Consider the following 20,367-nt stretch of genomic DNA (forward strand, 5'->3'; position numbering starts at 1 on the left):
GAGCCTCGCTGAAAAACCCTTACTTGTTCAAAGCATCAAGAATACGGGCCCAGGAGCGGATGCCCTTGTGGAAGCTCTTGACGTCATATTTCTCATTCGGGGAATGGATGGCGTCATCTTCATTGGCGTAACCGACCAGCATCGAATCAAGCCCCAGAACAGTGTTGAAATAACCGACGACAGGGATCGAGCCTCCCATGCCGGTAAACACCGCTTCGCGGTCCCATTCGTCCGACAATGCTCCGCGTGCGGCTTCGAACTCCGGACGGTTGATGTTCATGACCGAGGCGGGCGAGCCTTCCAGATCGTTGTCCCAGACCACTTTTGCATCCGGCGACAGACGATCTTCTACATGTTTGCGGATCTTGGTGCGCAATGCGTCAGGGTCCATATCGCCGACCAACCGGCAGGTGATTTTACAATGTGCTTCCGATGGTATCACGGTTTTCGAGCCAGCTCCGTTGTAGCCGCCCCACAGACCGTTCATCTCGAGTGTCGGGCGTGCCCATTGTTGCTCGAGCGTTGAATAGTTTTTTTCTCCGTGTGGTTGGGTGAAGCCGACCGAGTTCAGGTAGTCCGCCTCGTCGAATCCACAGTTTTGCCATTGGCGCAGCTGGTCTTCGGGTACTTCGTGAACGCCTTCGTAAAATCCTTCTACCGCGACCCGTCCGGTTTCGTCATCGTAGAAAGAGGCTACGATTTTCGACAATTCACGCAGGGGGTTCAGACCCGGGCCGCCATAATGGCCGGAGTGCAGGTCGATGCGGGGGCCGACGATGGTGAATTCGTCCTTCAACATACCGCGCAGCTGCGCGGCAATCGACGGAACACCACGCGATACCATGGATGTATCACAAACTAGTGCCAGATCCGCTTTCAGTTCAGCCGCGTTTTCTTCGAGGAACGGGACCAGTGAGGGCGAGCCGGATTCTTCTTCGCCCTCGAAGAAGAAAGTGATGCGGCAGGGCAGGGAACCGTGCACCGCTTTCCACGCGCGGCAGGCTTCGACAAAGGTCATCAACTGGCCTTTGTCATCCGATGCTCCGCGTCCACGAATGACGGGGCCATGCTCGGTGTCTTCGATGGCAGGATCGAAGGGGTCGCGTGTCCATAGGTTCAATGGATCAACGGGCTGCACGTCGTAATGCCCGTAAAACAGGATATGCGGGGCATCTGTGTCTTCGCCCACATGGCCCACGACCATCGGGTGACCCGGAGTTTCCCGTTTCTCCGCCGCAATTCCGATGCTGTTCAGATCGGCGACCAGCCAGTCCGCGGCGCGGTCGACTTCGGCCTTGTAGGCGGGGTCGGTCGAAATCGAGGGGATGCGCAGCAGTTCCATCAGGCGGTCGATCGAGGTTTGCAGATCTTCGTCGATTCGGTTCAGCACGGTGTCTAGCGACATGGGGGGCTCCTGCTTGTCAAAGTTTGGGCGAACCTAGCAGCGTTATCGGCGCCGTCCAGAGTGGTTGACCGGAAATACGCCCCACGAATAGTTGAGCGATGCGACGGGGCCTGCGTCGTTTCCACGCGTCCTTTGGCCGGAACTATACTTGCCGTAGGTGATGTGACCTTATATTTGATGCAAATCAAAGTTGGGTTCACCTGTTCGGCTGTAACCAGCTGAATAAAGGAACACAAAGCCGCTGAAACAGGTTAAACTGTGGGATGTGGCAGACTAATTGCCCGAACGGAGACCGGATCGGGCATTCAAGGAGGGTCCGTTGGACTATACTGCTCAGCTCGATTCAGCGATTGCCAGGCTGCATGATGAAGGTCGTTACCGGACTTTCATCGATATCGAACGTCGCAATGGACATTTCCCCCACGCGGTGCGTACGCGCCCGGATGGGTCCCAACAGAATATCACCGTGTGGTGTGGCAATGACTATCTGGGTATGGGCCAACACCCTGTTGTGCTGAACGCAATGCACGAGGCGGTTGATGCCGCCGGTGCGGGTTCGGGCGGTACACGCAATATTTCGGGCACCACGGTTTATCACAAGAAGCTTGAGGCCGAGCTGGCTGATCTGCATGGCAAGGAAGCGGCGCTGTTGTTCACCAGTGCCTATATCGCCAACGACGCCACGCTCAGCACGCTGCCCAAGCTGTTCCCGGGCCTGATCATTTACTCCGACGCGCTGAACCATGCTTCGATGATCGAAGGCGTGCGCCGCAATGGCGGTGCCAAGCGCATCTTCCGTCACAACGACGTGGCGCATCTGCGCGAATTGCTTGAGGCGGACGATCCTGCCGCGCCCAAGCTGATCGCCTTCGAGTCGGTCTATTCCATGGACGGTGACTTTGGTCCGATCGAAGAGATCTGCGATCTGGCCGACGAATTTGGCGCGCTGACCTATATCGACGAAGTTCACGCTGTTGGCATGTACGGCCCGCGTGGCGGTGGTGTGACCGAACGGGATCGTCTGGCCCATCGTATCGACATCATCAATGGCACCCTTGCCAAAGCCTATGGCGTGATGGGCGGCTATATCGCGGCCAGCGCCAAGATGTGTGACGCCGTGCGTTCTTATGCGCCGGGCTTCATCTTCACCACATCCCTGCCGCCTGCCGTTGCCGCAGGGGCCGCGGCATCTGTCGCGTATCTGAAAACGGCAACTGAGCTGCGCGAACAGCATCAGACCCAGGCCAAGATCCTCAAGCTGCGTCTGAAAGGGATGGGCCTGCCTTTGATCGACCATGGCAGCCATATTGTCCCGGTCATCGTTGGTGACCCTGTGCATACCAAAATCCTGAGCGACCGGTTGCTGGACGATTATGGTATTTATGTGCAACCGATCAATTTCCCGACCGTCCCGCGCGGAACCGAGCGGCTGCGGTTTACCCCTTCTCCGGTGCATGGACCCGACGAAATGAACCGTCTGGTGCAGGCGATGGACGAACTTTGGTCACATTGTGCGCTAAATCGCGCCGAACTTGCCGGATAACCTCACGCCAAAGTGTGCAACGAGTTTGCCGCGTGTTAAGCTTAGGCTAACAAAAGAAGTGAACGAATCATTGTGGGGATGATTCGACGCTTACGCGAAACACGCGACGGGCAGAATGGGGCAGCAGGGATGATTGGGCGCAGATCACAGCGCAATTCCGAAGAGGACGTGGATGTCAGACCAAAAGGGTTTGACGACTACGAAGTTCGCCTGGGCGATAAGATGCGCGGTGAACGCGCGACGATGGGCAAATCTCTTCTGGACGTTCAGCGCGAACTGCGGATCAAAGCCAACTACATTGCTGCCATCGAAAACGCAGATCCCGAAGCATTCGACACACCCGGCTTTATCGCCGGGTATGTGCGTTCTTATGCGCGCTATCTGGGAATGAACCCGGATGAAACCTTTGCATCCTTCTGCGAGGAAAGCGGATTTGAAGTTGCCCATGGCATGTCGGCCGAAGCCTCGGTCGTTCGCAAACCCTCTGGCGCGTTACCCGCACGAGGTCCGATGGGGCGCGATCCCTTCATTTCACCCAACACGCCTTACACTCCGGGCCGGGAATCTTTTGTCAGCCAGATTGAACCCCGAGCCATTGGCTCGTCGCTGGTCCTGCTGGCGGTGATTGGCGGTATTGGCTATGGCGGCTGGACTGTTCTGAACAAAATTCAGCAAGTACAGGTCAGCCCGGTGGAACAGGCACCGGTGGTTCTGTCCGATCTGGATCCGCTGGATGCGGCGCGCAGCAGCGCGTCAGAGGATGTTGCTGAGACGGCAAGCGCCGAAGCTCTGGACCGTCTCTATCGCCCGCAGGCGCTGGATGTGCCGGTTCTGGTTGCACGGGATGCTCCGATTTCCACGCTCGACCCGCGCGACGTAGGAACCTTCCGCCCACCGGAATTGCCAAAATTCGAAGTGGCTGAGGTTCACACAGTCGAAAGACCGGCCTTGCCGCAAGTGGTTGAACAGATCGACACAACGCTCAAGATCGTTGCCGTTAACCCCGCATGGATGCGCGTGACCGCAGCTGATGGAAGTGTGATTTTCGAAGGCACGCTGGGCACGGTTGAGCAGGGCAGCGTGTTCGAAGTGCCCCTGACGGAAGAGCCGCCATCCCTGCGCGCAGGCGCATCAGGTTCGGTCTACTTCTCGATGAATGGCGAACACTACGGGCCAGCGGGTGCTCCGGGCACTGTAGCCAAAGGCGTTGTTCTGTCGAAGGACGCGGTGTCCGAAACCTATGCCGTTGCCGATCTTGAGGCAGAGCAGAACAGCGCGCTCAAGCAATTGGTGGCTGAATTGCAGACCGAGGCGACAGAAGCGCCCGCTGAGTGATCTAGCCATTGCGGTAACCCGGTTGCCGAACTATCTACAGTCGCAACTCAGGCAGACGCGGATCCGTCCTTATGTCCCTCAATCATGTACGCCCCTGGCGCGACATTTATCGTCGTAAATCCCGTCAAATCATGGTCGGTAACGTCCCCGTTGGTGGCGACGCGCCCATTGCGGTGCAGACCATGACCAACACGCTGACCACCGATGTCGCTGCCACCGTAGCGCAGGTGCAGGCCGCGGCCGAGGCGGGTGCTGATATCGTGCGGGTTTCGGTGCCCGATGAGGGTTCGTCCAAGGCGCTGAAAGAGATCGTGCGCGAAAGCCCGGTGCCCATTGTGGCGGACATTCATTTTCACTACCGACGCGGCATCGAAGCCGCCGAAGCTGGGGCTGCCTGTCTTCGCATCAATCCCGGCAATATCGGGGACGAGACCCGCGTGAAAGAGGTCATTCAGGCCGCCCGCGACCACAACTGTTCGATCCGCATCGGCGTGAACGCGGGAAGTCTGGAAAAGCACCTGCTTGAGAAATACGGCGAACCGTGCCCCGAGGCGATGGTTGAAAGCGGCTTGGAACATATCCGCATCCTGCAAGACAACGACTTTCACGAGTTCAAGATCAGTGTGAAAGCCAGTGACGTTTTCCTGTCCGCGGCAGCCTATCAGGGCATTGCCGAAGCCACAGACGCCCCCATCCATCTGGGTATCACCGAAGCTGGCGGATTGGTCTCTGGCACTATCAAGTCCGCCATCGGTCTGGGTAATCTTCTGTGGATGGGTATCGGTGACACGATCCGTGTCAGCCTTTCCGCTGATCCGGTGGAAGAGGTCAAGGTCGGGTTCGAAATCCTCAAATCCCTTGGTCTGCGCCACCGGGGTGTAAACATCATCTCATGCCCATCCTGCGCGCGGCAGGGCTTTGACGTCATCAAAACCGTCGAGGCGCTGGAGCATCGGTTGGAACACATCAAAACGCCGATGTCTCTGTCGATCATCGGCTGCGTGGTCAATGGACCGGGCGAAGCACTGATGACCGATGTCGGCTTTACCGGCGGCGGTGCAGGCTCTGGCATGGTCTATCTGGCGGGTAAAGCCAGCCACAAGATGTCGAACGATCAGATGATCGATCACATCGTGGAGCAGGTCGAGAAAAAGGCGGCTGAACTGGACGCAGCGGCAGAAGCCGCCGAGTAATTTGCGCGTTTGGCTGCTAAGTTAAAGCAGATACAGCTGCCACACTCACTCCTTGCCCTTGGGCCACCCCTGTTGCACACTCTTATGCACAGGATGGACGTCTGTTCACCGCCGGTCCTGGTGGTAAACAGACCAGCGCGGCGCCATGCATTGGGAGGAGTGTGTCATGACATCCGACACCGCAGGTTCCACACCGCCAGACAAACTCACACCGCCGCAGCAGGCCATGCCCAAAGTCAACAGGGTTACTGCAGATGATATCACCGCGTCGCTGAAGGCCGGGTTTTCCGACTTTCTGTCGCGCCCCTTCATGAGCGGTTTCTTTGGTCTATTCTATGCTGTGTTTGGCATCCTGATGGTTTGGAGCCTGGTCTGGCTTGGCAAGATCTGGATGATCATTCCCGCTATTGTCGGCTTTCCTCTGGTTGCGCCTTTCGCTGCCGCCGGGCTGTACGAGATATCCCGACGGTTGCAGAAAGGCGAGCGTTTCGGGTGGGTTGAAATCCTCACCGTCATGGCCAATCAACGCAAACGCGAAATGGGCTGGATGGCCTTTGTTACCCTGTTCATATTCTGGGTGTGGATTTACCAGGTGCGGCTGTGGCTGGCGATTATCCTGCAGAAAGCGTCTTTTTCGGATTTTGACGGGTTCTTGAACATCGTCTTCTTCACGCCACAGGGTTGGACATTCCTTGCGGTTGGCACCTGCGTCGGCGCCTTCCTGTCGGCTGTCCTGTTTTCGGTGACCGTCGTCGCCATGCCCATGCTGCTGGACCGGGAAACCAATTTCGTTTCCGCCATGTTAACGTCTTTACGCGTCGTATCGGAAAGCCCGGTGGTCATGCTCAGCTGGGCGGCAATCATCTCGGTAACCATGCTGTTGTCGCTGGTCCCGGCGTTTCTCGGCCTGATCTTTACCCTGCCGATCCTTGGCCATACCACATGGCATCTATACCAACGGGCAGTGGAACCGAAGGAAGAGTGATTGTCGGTCTTTGATTTTGGAAGGGGCGGATGAACCGCCCCAAACACTCAGCCCTGTTCAGCGCGCACGCCATCAACAATCTGTTGCATCTGATCAGCGGGCAGGAAACCACGCAGCATCTCGGTGCCCAAAACGAACGAGGGCGTTCCAGAGATCTGCATCCGTTGTGCCAAAGCGCGGGTGCGGGTGATTTCGTCGGTAACACGGTCGCTGTCCATCGCCGCGACGATTGCATCGCTGTCCAAACCCAGACCGTCCGAAATGCGGCGCAGCGAGATTTCGGTCGGCTCGCCCGTGAATTCCAGCAGGGCGTCGTGGACCTGCTTATAGGCATCGTCGCCCGCCACGTGCTTGGTGGCCACGGCAAAGCGCGAAGACTGAACGGATGCTTCGCCCAGAATGGGGAATTCCTTGATCACAAGCCGGATATTGCCGTCTTCAGCCAACAGGCTGGCCACTTCGGGCACGGCGCGACGGCAATAGCCGCAGCGGTAATCCATGAACTCGACCAGTGTGATGTCGCCATCCGGGTTGCCACCGACCCAGCTAAAACCATCGTTGAACAGCTCATCCGCATTGGCGACAACCAGTTCTTTATCCGCTGCCGCTTCGGCGACAGCATTGCGCTGTTCCAGAATGTTGATCGCTTCGATGATCACTTCGGGGTTTTCCAGCAGGTACTCCCGCACCTGCGCGCCGAACTCGGCCTTTTCGGCATCACTCATCGCGTTCAGGTCCAACGCCTGCACTGAGGTGGCTGCCAAGGAAAGCCCCAGAAGGGCGGCTGCAGCATGTCTGAGGATCATTTCCGTTTCCTTTTGTTTTTCTTGAATCGTTCCGAAGCAATCAGCACGTCCTGTGCCCGTTGCCAACCCGGAGAGCCTTCGGGCAGTTGCCCGATGGCCCGTTTCGCGTGAATTCCAGCGTCATCCAAACGCCCTTGCAACGCATAGCGTTCTGCCGTCACGGTCGACGCCATCCCGTTATTGCCAATTTTTGAATAGGCAACACCCAGATCCTGCATCAGCCTGACATTTCGGTAATCGCGCGCACGGGCTTTTTCCAAGGTGGTCAGGGCTTGTTTGGTTTGCCCCTGTGCCAGTAAGGCGCGCCCATATCCTGCAAGGATCAGCGCATTGTTGGGGGCCATTTCAACGGCGTTCCCATAAGCTTCAACAGATTCGTTCAAGCGTCTGTTTTCCAGTAGTATTTGCCCTTTGAGGTCGTAGTAATAAGGGTCGTTTGGGCGCAGCGCGAGAGCCTCGTCGATGGCGGCACGGGCACGGCCCAAATCGCGGTTCTGATGATGGGCCGAGGCCACTCGCATCAGACGGATATCCGGATCGCTTTCCTCTTTGGCCCGCCGTAGCGTCCAATTGGGAGACCGCAAAAAGGCCGATAGTTTGCCTTTGACACGGGCAAACCAGTAATCTGCATTGGCATTTGGAACAGTCTTGTCACCAAATTCATCCAAAAAGGCTTCGGCGGCGCGCAAACGTTCCCGGCTGGTGGGGTGCGACCGCATATAGGGGTCCTGATTGGCGGTGCTCAGCAATTCCTGTCCTGCGAATTTCCGGTGCAAGGCGACCATCCCGCTGGGCGAAATTTCGGCCCAGCGCAGATAGCTTGCAGCGCTTCGGTCGGCCGAGGCCTCTTCGGCGCGGGTATGACCCAGAAAACTGCGAAGCGCCGCGCCCTGTGTGCCTGCGGCGATGCCAACGGCCGCTTCGCCGCCGCCTGCCGCAGCAGCCAGCAGGGCCAATGCGGTGCCAAGGCCGGCCTTACGCTGCGCGGCCCGAAAATTTTCGACCCGGCGCGCAAGATGACCATTCGCGATATGGGCGGCCTCATGCGCGATCACGGCTTGCAGCATTTCGGGGCTTTCGACCGTCAGAATCAGCCCGTAATTCACATAGATGGCGTTGTAGTCGATGACGAATGCGTTGAACGTGTTGTCATTGACGACCAGAATCTGAACCCGGTTGGTGTTCAGCCCGGCGGCCCGCAAGACGGGAAAGGCCAACTCACGCAGCCCATGTTCGATGTCGGGATCACGGATCAGGCCTTGCGCGTGCGATTGTGCCGCTGCCGACAGCCAGACGACAACCGCAAGCATCAGGGCCGGGATTGACGCCAGCCGGGATACGCGTTCAAAAGCCATGGCTGCAACATGGGAGATGGGCATGAGAAACTCAACCCGGTCCGGGGTCGATCCCTTCATCGTGATGGACGTGATGGAGGCGGCGCGCAAAGCCGAAGAGGCAGGGCGTCATGTGATCCACATGGAAGTCGGCCAGCCCGGCACCGGCGCGCCAAAAGGCGCAACCGAAGCGCTGGCGAAGGCGATGGAGCAACACCCGTTGGGCTATACGGTGGCCTTGGGTCTGCCTGCGCTGCGCAAGCGGGTCGCGCGGCTCTATGGCGATTGGTACGATGTCGACCTGAACCCCGAACGTGTGGTGATCACCCCTGGATCGTCCGGCGGTTTTCTTTTGGCTTTCACCGCTTTGTTCGACAGCGGCGACCGCATTGGCATCGGCGCGCCGGGATACCCTTCGTACCGCCAGATTCTCAGGGCGCTCGGGCTGGTGCCGGTCGATTTGCCAACCGCGCCGGAAAACAGGTTGCAGCCCGTGGCCGCGGATATTCAGGGCATGGACCTGCAAGGGCTTATGGTTGCCTCGCCTGCGAACCCCACCGGCACAATGCTGGATCACGCTGCTATGGGCGCGTTGATCGAAGCAGCGCACGGGCAGGGGGCGTCGTTCATCAGCGATGAGATTTACCATGGTCTGGAATATGAGGCCAAGGCCGTTACCGCGCTGGAACTGACGGATGAGTGCTATGTAATCAACTCATTCTCGAAATACTTTTCGATGACCGGCTGGCGCGTGGGCTGGATGGTGGTGCCCGAAGATCAGGTGCGCGTGGTCGAGCGGATCGCTCAGAACATGTTCATCTGCGCGCCACATGCCAGCCAGCTCGCGGCACTGGCGGCGATGGATTGCGAGGAGGAGTTGCAAGCCAATCTGGACGTGTACCGCCAAAACCGCGCTTTAATGCTGGAAGGTCTGCCCAAGGCCGGGTTTACCAACATCGCTCCGCCGGATGGGGCGTTTTATGTTTATGCCGATGTGTCTGACCTGACCGATGACAGCCGCGCCTTTGCCGCCGAGATTCTGGAGAAGGCCGGTGTGGCGGTCACGCCGGGTCTGGATTTCGACCCGCAACGTGGGCATACGACCCTGCGCTTTTCCTACGCGAGGGCGACTGCCGACATAGAAGAAGGGCTTGAGCGTTTGCGCTTGTTCATGGCCGAGCGTGGAGCGGTCCGGGAACAGGCCTGAGCCGTTCACAAATCATCCCTTGTGGTATAGGCTGCCCGCCAAACGATCTCGGGAAAACTTGAGGCCATGAGCAGGATCTTCTTTTGCATAGCGCTGATCTGGGCGCTGGCCAGCGCCGCCGTTGCGCAGGACTTCAGCGCTTTGGCACGCGTTCAGCCCGATCAAAGTCGCATCTCGGATGTCGGGCGGACCGGCGTTCGGGTGGATATCGGCCTCAGCCAGGGCGTCCCGTACAGGATTTTCACCCTGCAAGATCCCTACCGTATGGTTCTGGACTTCAATGAGGTGGACTGGACCGGGCTGAACCGAGAGGATTTTCTGCAGTCCGAACGCGTCAGCGGTGTGCAATTCGGGGCCTATGTTCCCGGATGGTCACGCCTGGTGCTGGAACTGGGCGCACCGATGGCAGTGGATACGGCCGAGATGTCGGTTGCAGAGGATTCGGGAGCTGCGCTGTTGTCCCTTAATCTCAAGGGTACGGATTTCGATGCGTTCAACGCGACCGCAGGCGCGCCGCGCAATCCGGGTTGGGATTTGCCAAAGCCGGCTGAAGTGCCGCAGGTAACCTCGCGCTCTGCTGACCGGCCATTGCGCGTGATGCTTGATCCGGGGCACGGGGGTATTGATCCGGGGGCCGAAATCGACGGGGTTGATGAGAAGACCCTGATGCTGACCTTTGCGCGTGAGTTGCGCGAAGTTCTATTGCGTTCAGGTGGTTACGAAGTCGTTCTGACGCGGGTTGACGATCAATTCGTCTCGTTGGAACGCCGGATTGCCTTGGCGCATCGGGCCGGAGCGGATTTGTTCATTTCGCTTCATGCGGATTCGTTGTCCGAAGGGCAGGCACATGGTGCTGCGGTCTATACCCTGTCAGCGGATGCATCGGATGTGGCCAGTTCGAAACTGGCCGAGCGGCATGATCGAGGAGACCTGATTTCAGGCATCGATCTGAACGGAGCGGACGATCAGGTGGCCGATGTTCTGCTGGACATCGCGCGTCAGGAAACAGTGCCGCGCACAAAGGCGCTGGCGGGCGCGATTGCCAATGGAATGGCCCAGCAGGGCGGGCCGATGAACCGCAAACCGCTGCGTACGGCTTCGTTTTCAGTGCTCAAGGCGGCGGATATCCCGTCCGTTTTGGTCGAACTTGGGTTCCTGTCCAGCCCCAGAGATCGGAAAAACCTAAAGGATTCCGAATGGCGGGCCAAAATGGCCTTGGGGATTTATCAGGGGCTTGAAGACTGGCGTCAGCAGGATGTGATCCGCAAATCCCTGATTGGTCAGTGACCTTGCGGCGCAAACCGGCTAGAATACGCTTGGTGTTTTGACCCTTGGGCGGTGCGACACTATATAGGCGGCACCGCGAGTAAAAGGCAGTAACGTGATCCGGTTCATTCTTTCGTTTTTCGGGGCGATCTTCAGTATCGTCACCTTGGGTATTTTCATGGTCGCACTGGTGATCGGTGCGGTGTTCTGGATGTATGGTCGTGACCTGCCCAGCCACGAATCCCTTGCTCAGTACAAGCCCCCGACAATCAGTCGGATTTACTCCGGCGAAGGTCAACTGATCGACGAGTTTGCACAAGAACGCCGCCTTTTCACCCCGTCCGAGGAAATCCCCGATCTGGTGAAGCAGGCCTTCATCTCGGCGGAAGACAAGAATTTCTATACCCACCAGGGCTACGACCCGCGCGGCATTATCGCGGCAGGGGTTGAGGCTGTTCGGACCAAAGGCGAAACCGTGCGCGGGGCATCGACCATCACCCAGCAGGTGATGAAGAACTTCCTGCTGTCGGGCGACCGACGGGCCGAGCGCAAGATCAAGGAGATCATCCTCGCCACCCGGCTTGAGGATACTTTGGACAAGGAACAGATCCTCGAACTCTATATGAACGAGATCTTTCTGGGGCAGAACTCCTATGGTGTGACCGCCGCCGCACAGACCTATTTCAACAAGACGTTGCAGGAACTGGCACCGCATGAGGCGGCGATGCTGGCCGCGATGCCCAAGGCGCCTTCGGATTATCACCCGGTTCGTCAAAAAGAACGTCTGCTGAACCGCCGCAATTATGTTCTGCGCGAGATGAACCAGAACGGCTATATCGATCAGGCGACCTATGAAACTGAGGTCGAGATGCCGCTGCGTTCGGTCCAGAATGGCGATTTCGAAAGCTTCCGCACCGCTTTGCCGCCGCGCGACTATTTCACCGATGAAATCCGCCGCCAGCTGAGCGAGGATTTCGGCGAGGGTGAGTTCTTTACCGGCGGTTTCACCGTCCGCGCTTCGGTTGACGAGGAAATGCAGGTCGAAGCCGCCCGCGCGCTGCGTGAGGCTTTGCAGAAATACGACCGTTCGCGCGGCAGATGGCGCGGCACGGGCGAAGTGATCCCGGAAGAAACGCTGGCGGATGAGGCGCAATGGCGCGAGGCGCTGTCGATCATGGAGATCCCGCGCGACGTCGCCCTGCCAACCCGGTGGTATCCTGCGGTGGTTTTGGGTGTCGCTGATCAGCAGCTGACCGTCGGGATCGAAAATGGCCCCGCAGACGGCGTCATTCCGCGTTCTGACATCAAATGGATGCAGGGTGACTTTGCCGCGAACTTCAAACGCGGCGACGTGATCCTTGTGATGGCCGGCGAAGAGGGGCAATGGTCTGCTCGTCAGGTGCCCGAAGTGCAGGGCGGCTTTGTCGCGATGGATGTGAACTCGGGCCGCGTTCTCGCGATGCAGGGCGGGTTCTCGTATCAGGATACAGTGTTCAACCGCGCCACCCAGGCGCAGCGTCAGCCGGGATCATCTTTCAAGCCCTTCGTCTATGCCGCCGCGCTGGACAGCGGATACAGCCCCGCGACCATCGTTGTGGACGCCCCGATTGAGGTGAACACGCCGCAGGGCCTGTGGCGACCAAAGAACTCAACTAACAAATTCTATGGGCCCACGCCGCTACGCACCGGGATCGAGCAGTCGCGGAACCTGATGACCATCCGCCTCGCGCAAGAGGTCACGATGCCTGTGGTTGCGGGCTATGCGGAACGCTTTGGCGTCTATGACCGCATGGGCGCGTTTCTTGCGAACTCGCTGGGCTCCGAAGAGACGACGCTTTACAAAATGGTTGCCGCCTATGCGATGTTCGCCAATGGTGGCCAGCGGGTTGAACCCACTCTGGTCGACCGCATTCAGGACCGGTTCGGCAAGACCATCTATCGCCATGATGACCGTCAGTGTCTGGACTGCAACTCCACATGGCTGGAGCCCGACGAATCCCCAACCCTCGTGACTGACCGCGCGCAGGTCATGGATGCGATCACCGCCTATCAATTGACCTCGATGATGAAAGGCGTTGTGGATCGCGGTACCGCCTCGCGCGTTGTGAACCTGCCAGTGCCGACAGCGGGCAAGACCGGAACCACTAACGAATCCAAGGATGCGTGGTTCATTGGGTTTACCTCGAACATCGTGGCAGGCTGCTATATCGGCTATGACCGCCCACGCCCGATGGGTCGGGGCGCTTATGGCGGCACCATGTGCGGTCCGGTGTTCCAGAGCTTCATGGAAAAAGCCGTTGAGAAATACGGTGGCGGCCCCTTCGAAGTGCCGGAAGGTGGTCATTTCATCAAGATCGACCGTTTCAGTGGTGCCCGCCTGCCGGACGACGCCAGCGGTGAATATGTTGTGGCTGAATTCTTCCGCGACGGTGTCGATGGGTTTATCGACCGCGTTTATGACGGTGGCTTTGCCATTGGATCGGATCTGCCCTTGTTCGAGGAAGTACAGCGTGCAGGCGTGCAGGTACAAACCTCGACCGGTCAAACTGTTACAGTCGGGCCAAAAGCCACCCAAGGCGACCTGAGTACCGGCGGCCTTTACTGATCGGCTACGTTTAGAAGCAGGCTTAACAGGTCCGCTTCCGGGTCGTTTTCGATGGCCCCGTCGGATCGCCAATAGATGGACAAGCCGCATTTTGCGGCGGCCCATTCTGCCAGCCGCGTCTTCGGCACATTCAGGGCTTTCGCGTAGAGCGACAGGCAGGTTTCGATCTGCCGAGGATCGCGCACCAAATCAGGCATGCCTTTCGGATGCCGCAGTGCATTTGCCAGCTCAAAGGCCGGATCTCCGACATACCCTTTTGCATCAAAAGCCCGCGGGCCAGTATTGGTAAGAATAATGTTGTCCGGGTGAAGATCCCCGTGAAGAGACGCGGGTGTGGGTTGGCTGTTCAACAGGTGCTTACCCATACCTATGGCGGACTGCATGTCATTGCGCAGAAAGGCCGGACATGTTGGCGCAAAGGTGCAGTCAAACAACGGGGCGAAAACCTGATCCAGGGGTTTCAAACCTTTGGTTGGGGCGGTGGTCTTCTCATGCAGGCGCGCTGCCGTTTCGGCAAGGATTGCAACAGCGTCTTCCGGGCGTCCTGCTCGCGCGATGTCTCCCAAAGACGGACCTTCCAGCCATTCCATCAGAACAGCGTTCCGTTCCTCGTTGAAAACCCGAACCGCACTCCGATCTCGCCACACGTTCAACAGTGCGGTACCGGCAGCTTCATTGCCGCGATCCAGCCTGCGATAGAGTTTAAGGGCGGCGGGCCCGTGTTTCGACTGTACTTTCCACACTTGCGCCTGACCGGTCTTGGCAACCAGCTCTGGCTGTTGCAGGTCCCACCTGTCCAGAAACTCGTCGCATGTGTTTTGCATTCCCGTCCGGCCTGTCTTGTGGTGTCTCGCGCCTCTTGCTATCACGCAGGCCTGATTGAGCAAGTTGGGACAAGACCATGCGCGCCGAAACCCAGAACATCGTGGCGGAAATCGAAAAGTCGCTGGAGCTGCTGGCGCAGCGTATGGACTATGAAACCGCGCCGCATCGCCTTGAGGAATTCAATGCGCGCGTCGAAGATCCGAACCTGTGGGATAACCCCGAGAATGCGCAGAAACTGATGCGCGAGCGGCAGATGCTGGTCGACGCGATCGAGACGTATGAGACCATCAAAACCGACCTCAGCGACAATATCGAACTGATCGAACTGGGTGAGATGGAAGAGGACGAAGAGGTCGTCCAGGACGCCGAAGCCGCCATCAAGAAGCTACAGGCCAAGGCCGCCAAAAAAGAGCTTGAGGCGCTGCTGGACGGCGAGGCCGACAGCAATGACACGTTCCTCGAGATCAACTCGGGCGCAGGCGGCACCGAAAGCTGCGACTGGGCCTCGATGCTGGCGCGGATGTATGTCCGCTGGGCCGAGAAAAAGGGTTATACGGTCGAACTGCAATCCGAGACCGCGGGCGAAGAAGCAGGGATCAAATCTGCTGCTTACAAAATCTCCGGTCATAACGCCTATGGCTGGCTGAAGTCCGAAAGCGGCGTGCACCGGCTGGTGCGGATTTCGCCTTATGACTCGGCGGCCAAGCGGCATACCTCGTTCAGTTCGGTCTGGGTTTATCCGGTGGTGGATGACAATATCGAGATCGAGGTAAACCCGGCCGATATCCGTATCGACACGTACCGGTCATCCGGCGCGGGTGGTCAGCACGTGAACACCACCGACTCGGCGGTTAGGATCACGCACATCCCGACCGGGATTGTTGTGACCTCGTCCGAGAAGTCGCAGCACCAGAACCGCGATATTGCGATGAAAGCGCTGAAATCGCGTTTGTACCAACAGGAACTGGATCGCCGGAACGCGGACATCAACGCCGCGCATGAGGCCAAGGGGGATGCCGGTTGGGGCAACCAGATCCGGTCCTACGTTTTGCAGCCGTACCAGATGGTAAAAGACCTGCGCACCAATCATGAAACCTCTGACACCAAAGGTGTTCTGGATGGCGATCTGGACGGGTTCATGGCGGCGACGCTGGCACTGAACGTAGCGGGTAAAAGCCGGTCCGAGGCGCAGGGCGACAGCTAAGGTGCAGCGCCAGAGTTCTTATCTGGACCTGCTGAAAGGGCACTGGCAGCTTATCCTGATCACAAGCCTTGTCTTTTTGCTCTGGAACACCCCTGTTGTGGTTCCTCTGAAAATTCTGGTTGTCTTTCTGCATGAGTTGTCTCACGCAGTTACGATCCTTTTGACCGGCGGCTCTGTCGAAGGCTTCACGATCTCGCCGCAACAAGGTGGAATGGTTGTCGGCCGGGGTGGCAACCGGTTTCTCAGCCTGTCTGCCGGATACCTTGGTTCGCTTGTGCTGGGCATGGTTCTGCTGATCCTTGCCTTGCGGACAAAGGCCGACCGCGCTGTTCTGGCGGTTTTCGGCGGCGTCATGTGTCTGGTTGCCGTGTTGTATATCCGCGACCTGTTTGCCCTTGTATTCTGCATAGGAACCGGGGCGGCGATGATTGCCACCGCATGGTATCTTCGCCCTGACGTGAGCGATCTGGTGCTGCGCGTGATCGGGCTGACCAGCATGATCTATGTGCCTTTCGACATCTTCGATGACACGATCCGACGGTCCGGAGTGCGTTCGGACGCTTTCATGCTGGCCGAGGAGTTCGGCGGCACCACCATGTTATGGGGTGGGATGTGGCTGGTGCTGAGTTTCATCGCGATTGTACTTTGTCTGCGATATTGGCTTGGGACGGACAGTAACTTGCATTTTCGCAAAACAAGTCGCTGACGCTGTCTTTAGGTGCGTCCACGAAAAGATACATTCAAACAGTGGGTTTAAATGATCTGAACCGCCCGCTAGGCTGCCGGAAACAACAGTAGAACGGCGTGTTATGGACCTGACCCGGATATCGGCCACGGATCTTCTGAAACAACTGACCAACCGGCAGGTTTCGGCCGCAGAGGTGATGCGCGCCACGCTTGATCGCATTGCCGCAGTGAATGGCGAGGTGAACGCCATCGTTGCAATTCGGGACGCGGACGATCTGATGGACGAGGCGCAGGCCTGCGATAACCGCCCGGTCACTGGCCCGCTGCACGGCCTGCCGATAGCGGTCAAGGATCTCGTGAATGTGGCCGGAGTTGTTTCGTCGCAAGGATCACCTGTGTTTCAAGGCTGTGTGCCGGACAGCGACGACCTGATAGCAGCCCGGATGCGGGCAGCAGGCGCTATCCTGATCGGCAAGACAAACACGCCTGAATTCGGGTTGGGCTCGCACACGTTCAACCCGGTCTATGGCACAACGCTCAATCCGTATGGCGCAAACTACACCTGCGGCGGGTCGTCCGGCGGGGCGGCGGTCGCTTTGGCAACGGGCATGGTGGCCTTGGCCGATGGGTCGGACATGATGGGCAGCCTGCGCAACCCGGCGGCATGGAACAACGTATACGGCTTTCGCCCAAGCTGGGGCAGGGTGCCCTCTGACCCCATTGGCGACAGCTTTCTGCATCAGTTGTCAACGCTAGGCCCAATGGCGCGCAGCCCTGAGGATCTGGGCGCTCTGCTTGATGTGATCTCGGGGCCGGACCCACGCCTGCCTTTGGCCATCGAAAGCGCGCCAGTGTCGCCGGTGACCGCAGCAGACCTGAATGGGTTGCGAATTGGCTGGCTTGGCGATTGGGAAGGGGCCTTTCCGACCGAACCCGGTATTCTTGAACTATGCATAGATGCGATGCACGTGTTTGAAACACTCGGCGCGCGGGTTGAGGCTGTCGCACCGCCTTTCGACGCCGAACAGCTATGGACCAGCTGGATCACCTTACGGTCGTTCAGCGTGGCGGCGGGGCTTGAACCACTGGCGTCACAAAGGGAGCATTTGAAAGACACGGCCCAATGGGAACTGGATCGGGGGCTGGCGTTGTCCGCGATGGAGGTGCAGCACGCCAGCGTCATTCGATCAGACTGGTTCCGCCGCGCGGCGGACCTGTTCACTCAGTTTGATGCGCTGGTCCTGCCATCAGCTCAGGCTTGGCCCATTGGGGTTGAAGTGCCGTACCCGACCAGCATCGCGGGCCGGACCATGGACACATACCACCGGTGGATGCACGTCACGGTGCCGGTCAGTCTGATCGGCTTGCCCTGTCTGGCCGCGCCGGCGGGTTTTGGGTCTCAGGGCCTGCCGATGGGTTTCCAACTGTTCGGACCACGAGGCGCGGATCAGAAACTACTGTCGGTTGGGGCGGCTTACCACGCCGAAACCAACTGGCCAATCAAGAGGCCAGCGATGTCATAACGCCGGTCACGGAGGAGGAGACAACATGGAAAAGCCCTTTGGCGTTCCGGACATGCGACCGGTCGATACGGCAATGCTGCGCACTGCATTGCGGCGGGCCTGGGCCGACTTTCGCCGCGCACCGGCATTCGGCCTGATCTTTGCCGGGGTGTACGTGCTGGCCGGTTGGGCGATGGCCTGGGTGACCGTTCAGACCGGAACAACCTTCTGGTTGGTGTTGGCGGCCATCGGCTTTCCGCTGATCGGCCCGTTTGCCGCCGTCGGCCTCTACGAGGTATCGCACCGGCTGGAGCAAGGTCAGTCACTGGACTTGGGCGCGATCTTCGGGGTTGTGCTGCAACAAAGCCGCAGGCAGTTGCCTTCGATCTGTGCGATCATCGTAGTGGTGTTTCTGTTCTGGTTTTTTCTGGGCCACATGATCTTTGCCCTATTCATGGGGCTGGCAACCATGACCAATGTGTCGACGTCGCTTGAGGTGTTTCTGACATTGAACGGCCTGACAATGCTGGCGGTTGGCACGGCCGTCGGGGCGGCCTTTGCAACCATTCTGTACATGATCACGGTTCTGTCGATTCCCTTGCTGCTGGATCGGGAACTGGATTTCGTCACGGCGATGATTGCCAGTTTTTCCTACGTGTCGAACAACTTCCCGGTCATGCTGGCCTGGGGCGCGTTCATAGCGGTTTTGACATTCCTTGCCATGGTGCCGTGGTTTCTTGGGTTGCTGGTCGTCTTGCCGCTGTTGGGGCATGCCAGTTGGCATCTGTACAGGCAAATAACGCAGAACGATGGCGGGGAAGCCGCGGCCTGAGAACCGATTAGGTGTGCTGCGCCACATTGTTGGTGGACAGACGCGCCGCAGCAAAAATAGCTGTCGAGTCGTGACCCAGATATTTCAGAACAACGGGTTCGGGCTTGGTCGAATTTGCGGGGCTGATGACCGACCCGCGCCACTGAACTGCCGTACCGGTCGGGTCAGGAGAGATCAGATAAACCCTGCTGTTCTGACCTTCGCGCTGCGAAGTCAGCATGTAGATTGTATCACCGCTTGAGGCTGCAATTCCCTGAATTTCCCGCGCTTGAGGCGTTGCCTCGGGCATTGCCGCGCGTGACACATATCCGCGTATCAACGTGCATTGGGCCAGCGGCCGGGCGTGTAGAAGCGTCATGCGATGTTCCGCCGAAAGGCTTTCGATCACGGCGTAGAAACCGGGCGAAAACGGGGACTTTTCGATTGCATCCGCACCCGACCCCAGAAACTCTGTCAGGGCCGGGGTTGCGGGGTGGTCTTCGATCCTTTCGATCTCGTCCAACGGTTTCAGAAGAATGCGCGCATCCACATCGAAGAACCGGCAAATACGATCCAGAACATCCGGTCTGGGAACGCTTTCCCCCGAAAGATATCGGTTGAACTGAGTGCGGTTTACACCAAGCTTACGACACAAGGCTGAGATCGAGCGGTATCGCTGCGATAATTGCCGAAGGTTCGCACCGAACATGGCGCGAAGTTCAGCGGGGCTGCGAATGTCGTCGGTCATGGGTGCCCACGCCTTGCTTCGTTTCCGGATGAAACCATCAGTGCACTGGCGCCAACGCCCAGTGCGCATTGAATAATCGTACAGAATGACCCCAAGCAACGTATCCCCACGTCGCGTTGCGAGCACAAGGCTAACGCGCTAAAGCGTAAAGGCAATAGGCTTTATCTGAAAATGCCTGATCTTTATCTGGAAAAGCTGACCCTATGGCAATTTTAGCGCATAGGGGTCATTGGGGTTGAATTCACCGTATCTCATCAACCTCAAAAGTGATCCCGCCCTTGGTGCAAGTAGGCCCGAGGGCGGGATAGACCGTTCAGTCGCCGCGCAGCAGGGCTGCCACGCCGGTACGTGCGATTTCCATCAGGCCCAGCGGGCGCATCAGGTCAGCGAAGGCGTCGATTTTGTCGGGCGCACCGGTGATCTCGAAGATGAAGGAGTTGAGCGTGCTGTCGACCACGTTGGCGCGGAAGATATCGGCCAGACGCAGCGCCTCGACCCGTTTGTCGCCTTCCCCCACGACCTTGATAATGGCCAGTTCACGTTCGACCGAGGGGCCCTCGACTGTCAGGTCATGCACGTCATGGACGGTCACGATCCGGCCCAGCTGCGCCTTGATCTGCTCGATCACCTGAGGGGTCCCGGTGGTGACGATGGTGATGCGGCTGAGGTGCCCGGTATGATCGACCTCGGCCACGGTCAGGCTTTCGATGTTATAGCCACGGCCCGAGAACAGACCGATCACACGGGCCAAAACGCCCGGTTCATTCTCGACCAGAACGGCAATCGTGTGCTGCTCCTGCACGTCCGAGAACGTAGGGCGTAGGTTATAGGCGGAATGGCGGGTAGCGCCTTTTTTGATATGTAGGGCAGACATTTATGTCCCTTTCATCATCCTTGAGATGTCGGGCGCA

General features: G+C 58.5%; 17 protein-coding genes. 11 read left to right on the plus strand and 6 right to left on the minus strand.

The window, feature by feature from the left end; translation table 11 throughout:
• Positions 1–19: 19 nt before the first annotated feature.
• A complete protein-coding gene (locus ACR0LF_RS00710; protein ID WP_480573487.1) occupies positions 20–1,405 on the minus strand; it encodes a M20/M25/M40 family metallo-hydrolase in 1,386 nt (461 codons plus the stop codon).
• 319 nt (positions 1,406–1,724) lie between these two features.
• Between ACR0LF_RS00710 and hemA the strand changes: the two genes are divergently transcribed.
• The 4 genes from hemA to ACR0LF_RS00730 all read left to right on the plus strand — a co-directional run bounded on the left by hemA (position 1,725) and on the right by ACR0LF_RS00730 (position 6,461).
• Complete coding sequence (gene hemA, locus ACR0LF_RS00715; protein WP_480573490.1) at positions 1,725–2,948, plus strand: 5-aminolevulinate synthase; 1,224 nt, start codon at positions 1,725–1,727, stop codon at positions 2,946–2,948.
• Positions 2,949–3,077: 129 nt separating this feature from the next.
• Complete coding sequence (locus ACR0LF_RS00720) at positions 3,078–4,283, plus strand: helix-turn-helix domain-containing protein (protein ID WP_480576125.1); 1,206 nt, start codon at positions 3,078–3,080, stop codon at positions 4,281–4,283.
• Positions 4,284–4,354: 71 nt separating this feature from the next.
• On the plus strand, positions 4,355–5,476 hold the full coding sequence (gene ispG, locus ACR0LF_RS00725; RefSeq protein WP_480573493.1) for a flavodoxin-dependent (E)-4-hydroxy-3-methylbut-2-enyl-diphosphate synthase: 1,122 nt from the start codon (positions 4,355–4,357) through the stop codon (positions 5,474–5,476).
• Positions 5,477–5,642: 166 nt separating this feature from the next.
• Positions 5,643–6,461, plus strand: coding sequence for a DUF2189 domain-containing protein (locus tag ACR0LF_RS00730; protein ID WP_480573496.1), 819 nt, complete (start codon positions 5,643–5,645; stop codon positions 6,459–6,461).
• 47 nt (positions 6,462–6,508) lie between these two features.
• On the opposite strand, the gene ACR0LF_RS00735 is transcribed toward ACR0LF_RS00730, so the two are convergent.
• Together ACR0LF_RS00735 and ACR0LF_RS00740 are read right to left on the minus strand one after the other, a co-directional pair.
• Positions 6,509–7,267: a DsbA family protein gene (locus ACR0LF_RS00735; protein ID WP_480573499.1), complete on the minus strand. Its 759-nt coding sequence runs from the start codon at positions 7,265–7,267 to the stop codon at positions 6,509–6,511.
• The gene (locus ACR0LF_RS00740; RefSeq protein WP_480573502.1) at positions 7,264–8,646 is read right to left on the minus strand and encodes a M48 family metalloprotease; all 1,383 of its coding nucleotides are present in this window, start codon (positions 8,644–8,646) and stop codon (positions 7,264–7,266) included. The genes ACR0LF_RS00735 and ACR0LF_RS00740 overlap by 4 nt, the downstream gene beginning before the upstream one ends.
• Between ACR0LF_RS00740 and ACR0LF_RS00745 the strand changes: the two genes are divergently transcribed.
• The 3 genes from ACR0LF_RS00745 (at position 8,645) to ACR0LF_RS00755 (ending at position 13,679) form a co-directional block, all read left to right on the plus strand.
• Positions 8,645–9,808, plus strand: coding sequence for a pyridoxal phosphate-dependent aminotransferase (locus ACR0LF_RS00745; RefSeq protein ID WP_480573505.1), 1,164 nt, complete (start codon positions 8,645–8,647; stop codon positions 9,806–9,808). The genes ACR0LF_RS00740 and ACR0LF_RS00745 overlap by 2 nt on opposite strands.
• 66 nt (positions 9,809–9,874) lie before the next feature.
• Positions 9,875–11,095 carry an N-acetylmuramoyl-L-alanine amidase gene (locus ACR0LF_RS00750; protein ID WP_480573508.1) on the plus strand — a complete coding sequence of 407 codons (1,221 nt, stop codon included), beginning with the start codon at positions 9,875–9,877 and terminating at the stop codon, positions 11,093–11,095.
• Positions 11,096–11,189: 94 nt separating this feature from the next.
• The gene (locus ACR0LF_RS00755; protein WP_480573511.1) at positions 11,190–13,679 is read left to right on the plus strand and encodes a penicillin-binding protein 1A; all 2,490 of its coding nucleotides are present in this window, start codon (positions 11,190–11,192) and stop codon (positions 13,677–13,679) included.
• Here ACR0LF_RS00755 and ACR0LF_RS00760 read toward each other — a convergent pair.
• Positions 13,673–14,503, minus strand: coding sequence for an aminoglycoside phosphotransferase family protein (locus tag ACR0LF_RS00760; RefSeq protein ID WP_480573514.1), 831 nt, complete (start codon positions 14,501–14,503; stop codon positions 13,673–13,675). The genes ACR0LF_RS00755 and ACR0LF_RS00760 overlap by 7 nt on opposite strands.
• Positions 14,504–14,580: 77 nt before the next feature.
• Between ACR0LF_RS00760 and prfB the strand changes: the two genes are divergently transcribed.
• The 4 genes from prfB (at position 14,581) to ACR0LF_RS00780 (ending at position 18,729) form a co-directional block, all read left to right on the plus strand.
• Entirely contained in the window at positions 14,581–15,708 is a 1,128-nt protein-coding gene (prfB, locus tag ACR0LF_RS00765; RefSeq protein WP_480573516.1) for a peptide chain release factor 2, read from the plus strand.
• Position 15,709: 1 nt separating this feature from the next.
• A complete protein-coding gene (locus ACR0LF_RS00770) occupies positions 15,710–16,414 on the plus strand; it encodes a M50 family metallopeptidase (RefSeq protein ID WP_480573519.1) in 705 nt (234 codons plus the stop codon).
• A gap of 103 nt (positions 16,415–16,517) precedes the next feature.
• Complete coding sequence (locus tag ACR0LF_RS00775; RefSeq protein ID WP_480573522.1) at positions 16,518–17,918, plus strand: amidase; 1,401 nt, start codon at positions 16,518–16,520, stop codon at positions 17,916–17,918.
• A gap of 25 nt (positions 17,919–17,943) precedes the next feature.
• The gene (locus ACR0LF_RS00780) at positions 17,944–18,729 is read left to right on the plus strand and encodes a DUF2189 domain-containing protein (RefSeq protein WP_480573526.1); all 786 of its coding nucleotides are present in this window, start codon (positions 17,944–17,946) and stop codon (positions 18,727–18,729) included.
• A gap of 7 nt (positions 18,730–18,736) precedes the next feature.
• On the opposite strand, the gene ACR0LF_RS00785 is transcribed toward ACR0LF_RS00780, so the two are convergent.
• Positions 18,737–19,456 (minus strand): helix-turn-helix domain-containing protein, encoded by a 720-nt coding sequence (locus tag ACR0LF_RS00785; RefSeq protein WP_480573529.1) that lies wholly within the window; start codon positions 19,454–19,456, stop codon positions 18,737–18,739.
• A gap of 313 nt (positions 19,457–19,769) precedes the next feature.
• Positions 19,770–20,330 (minus strand): acetolactate synthase small subunit, encoded by a 561-nt coding sequence (gene ilvN, locus ACR0LF_RS00790; protein ID WP_480573532.1) that lies wholly within the window; start codon positions 20,328–20,330, stop codon positions 19,770–19,772.
• Positions 20,331–20,367: the final 37 nt, after the last annotated feature.

The organism is Ruegeria sp. E8, from assembly GCF_056533985.1.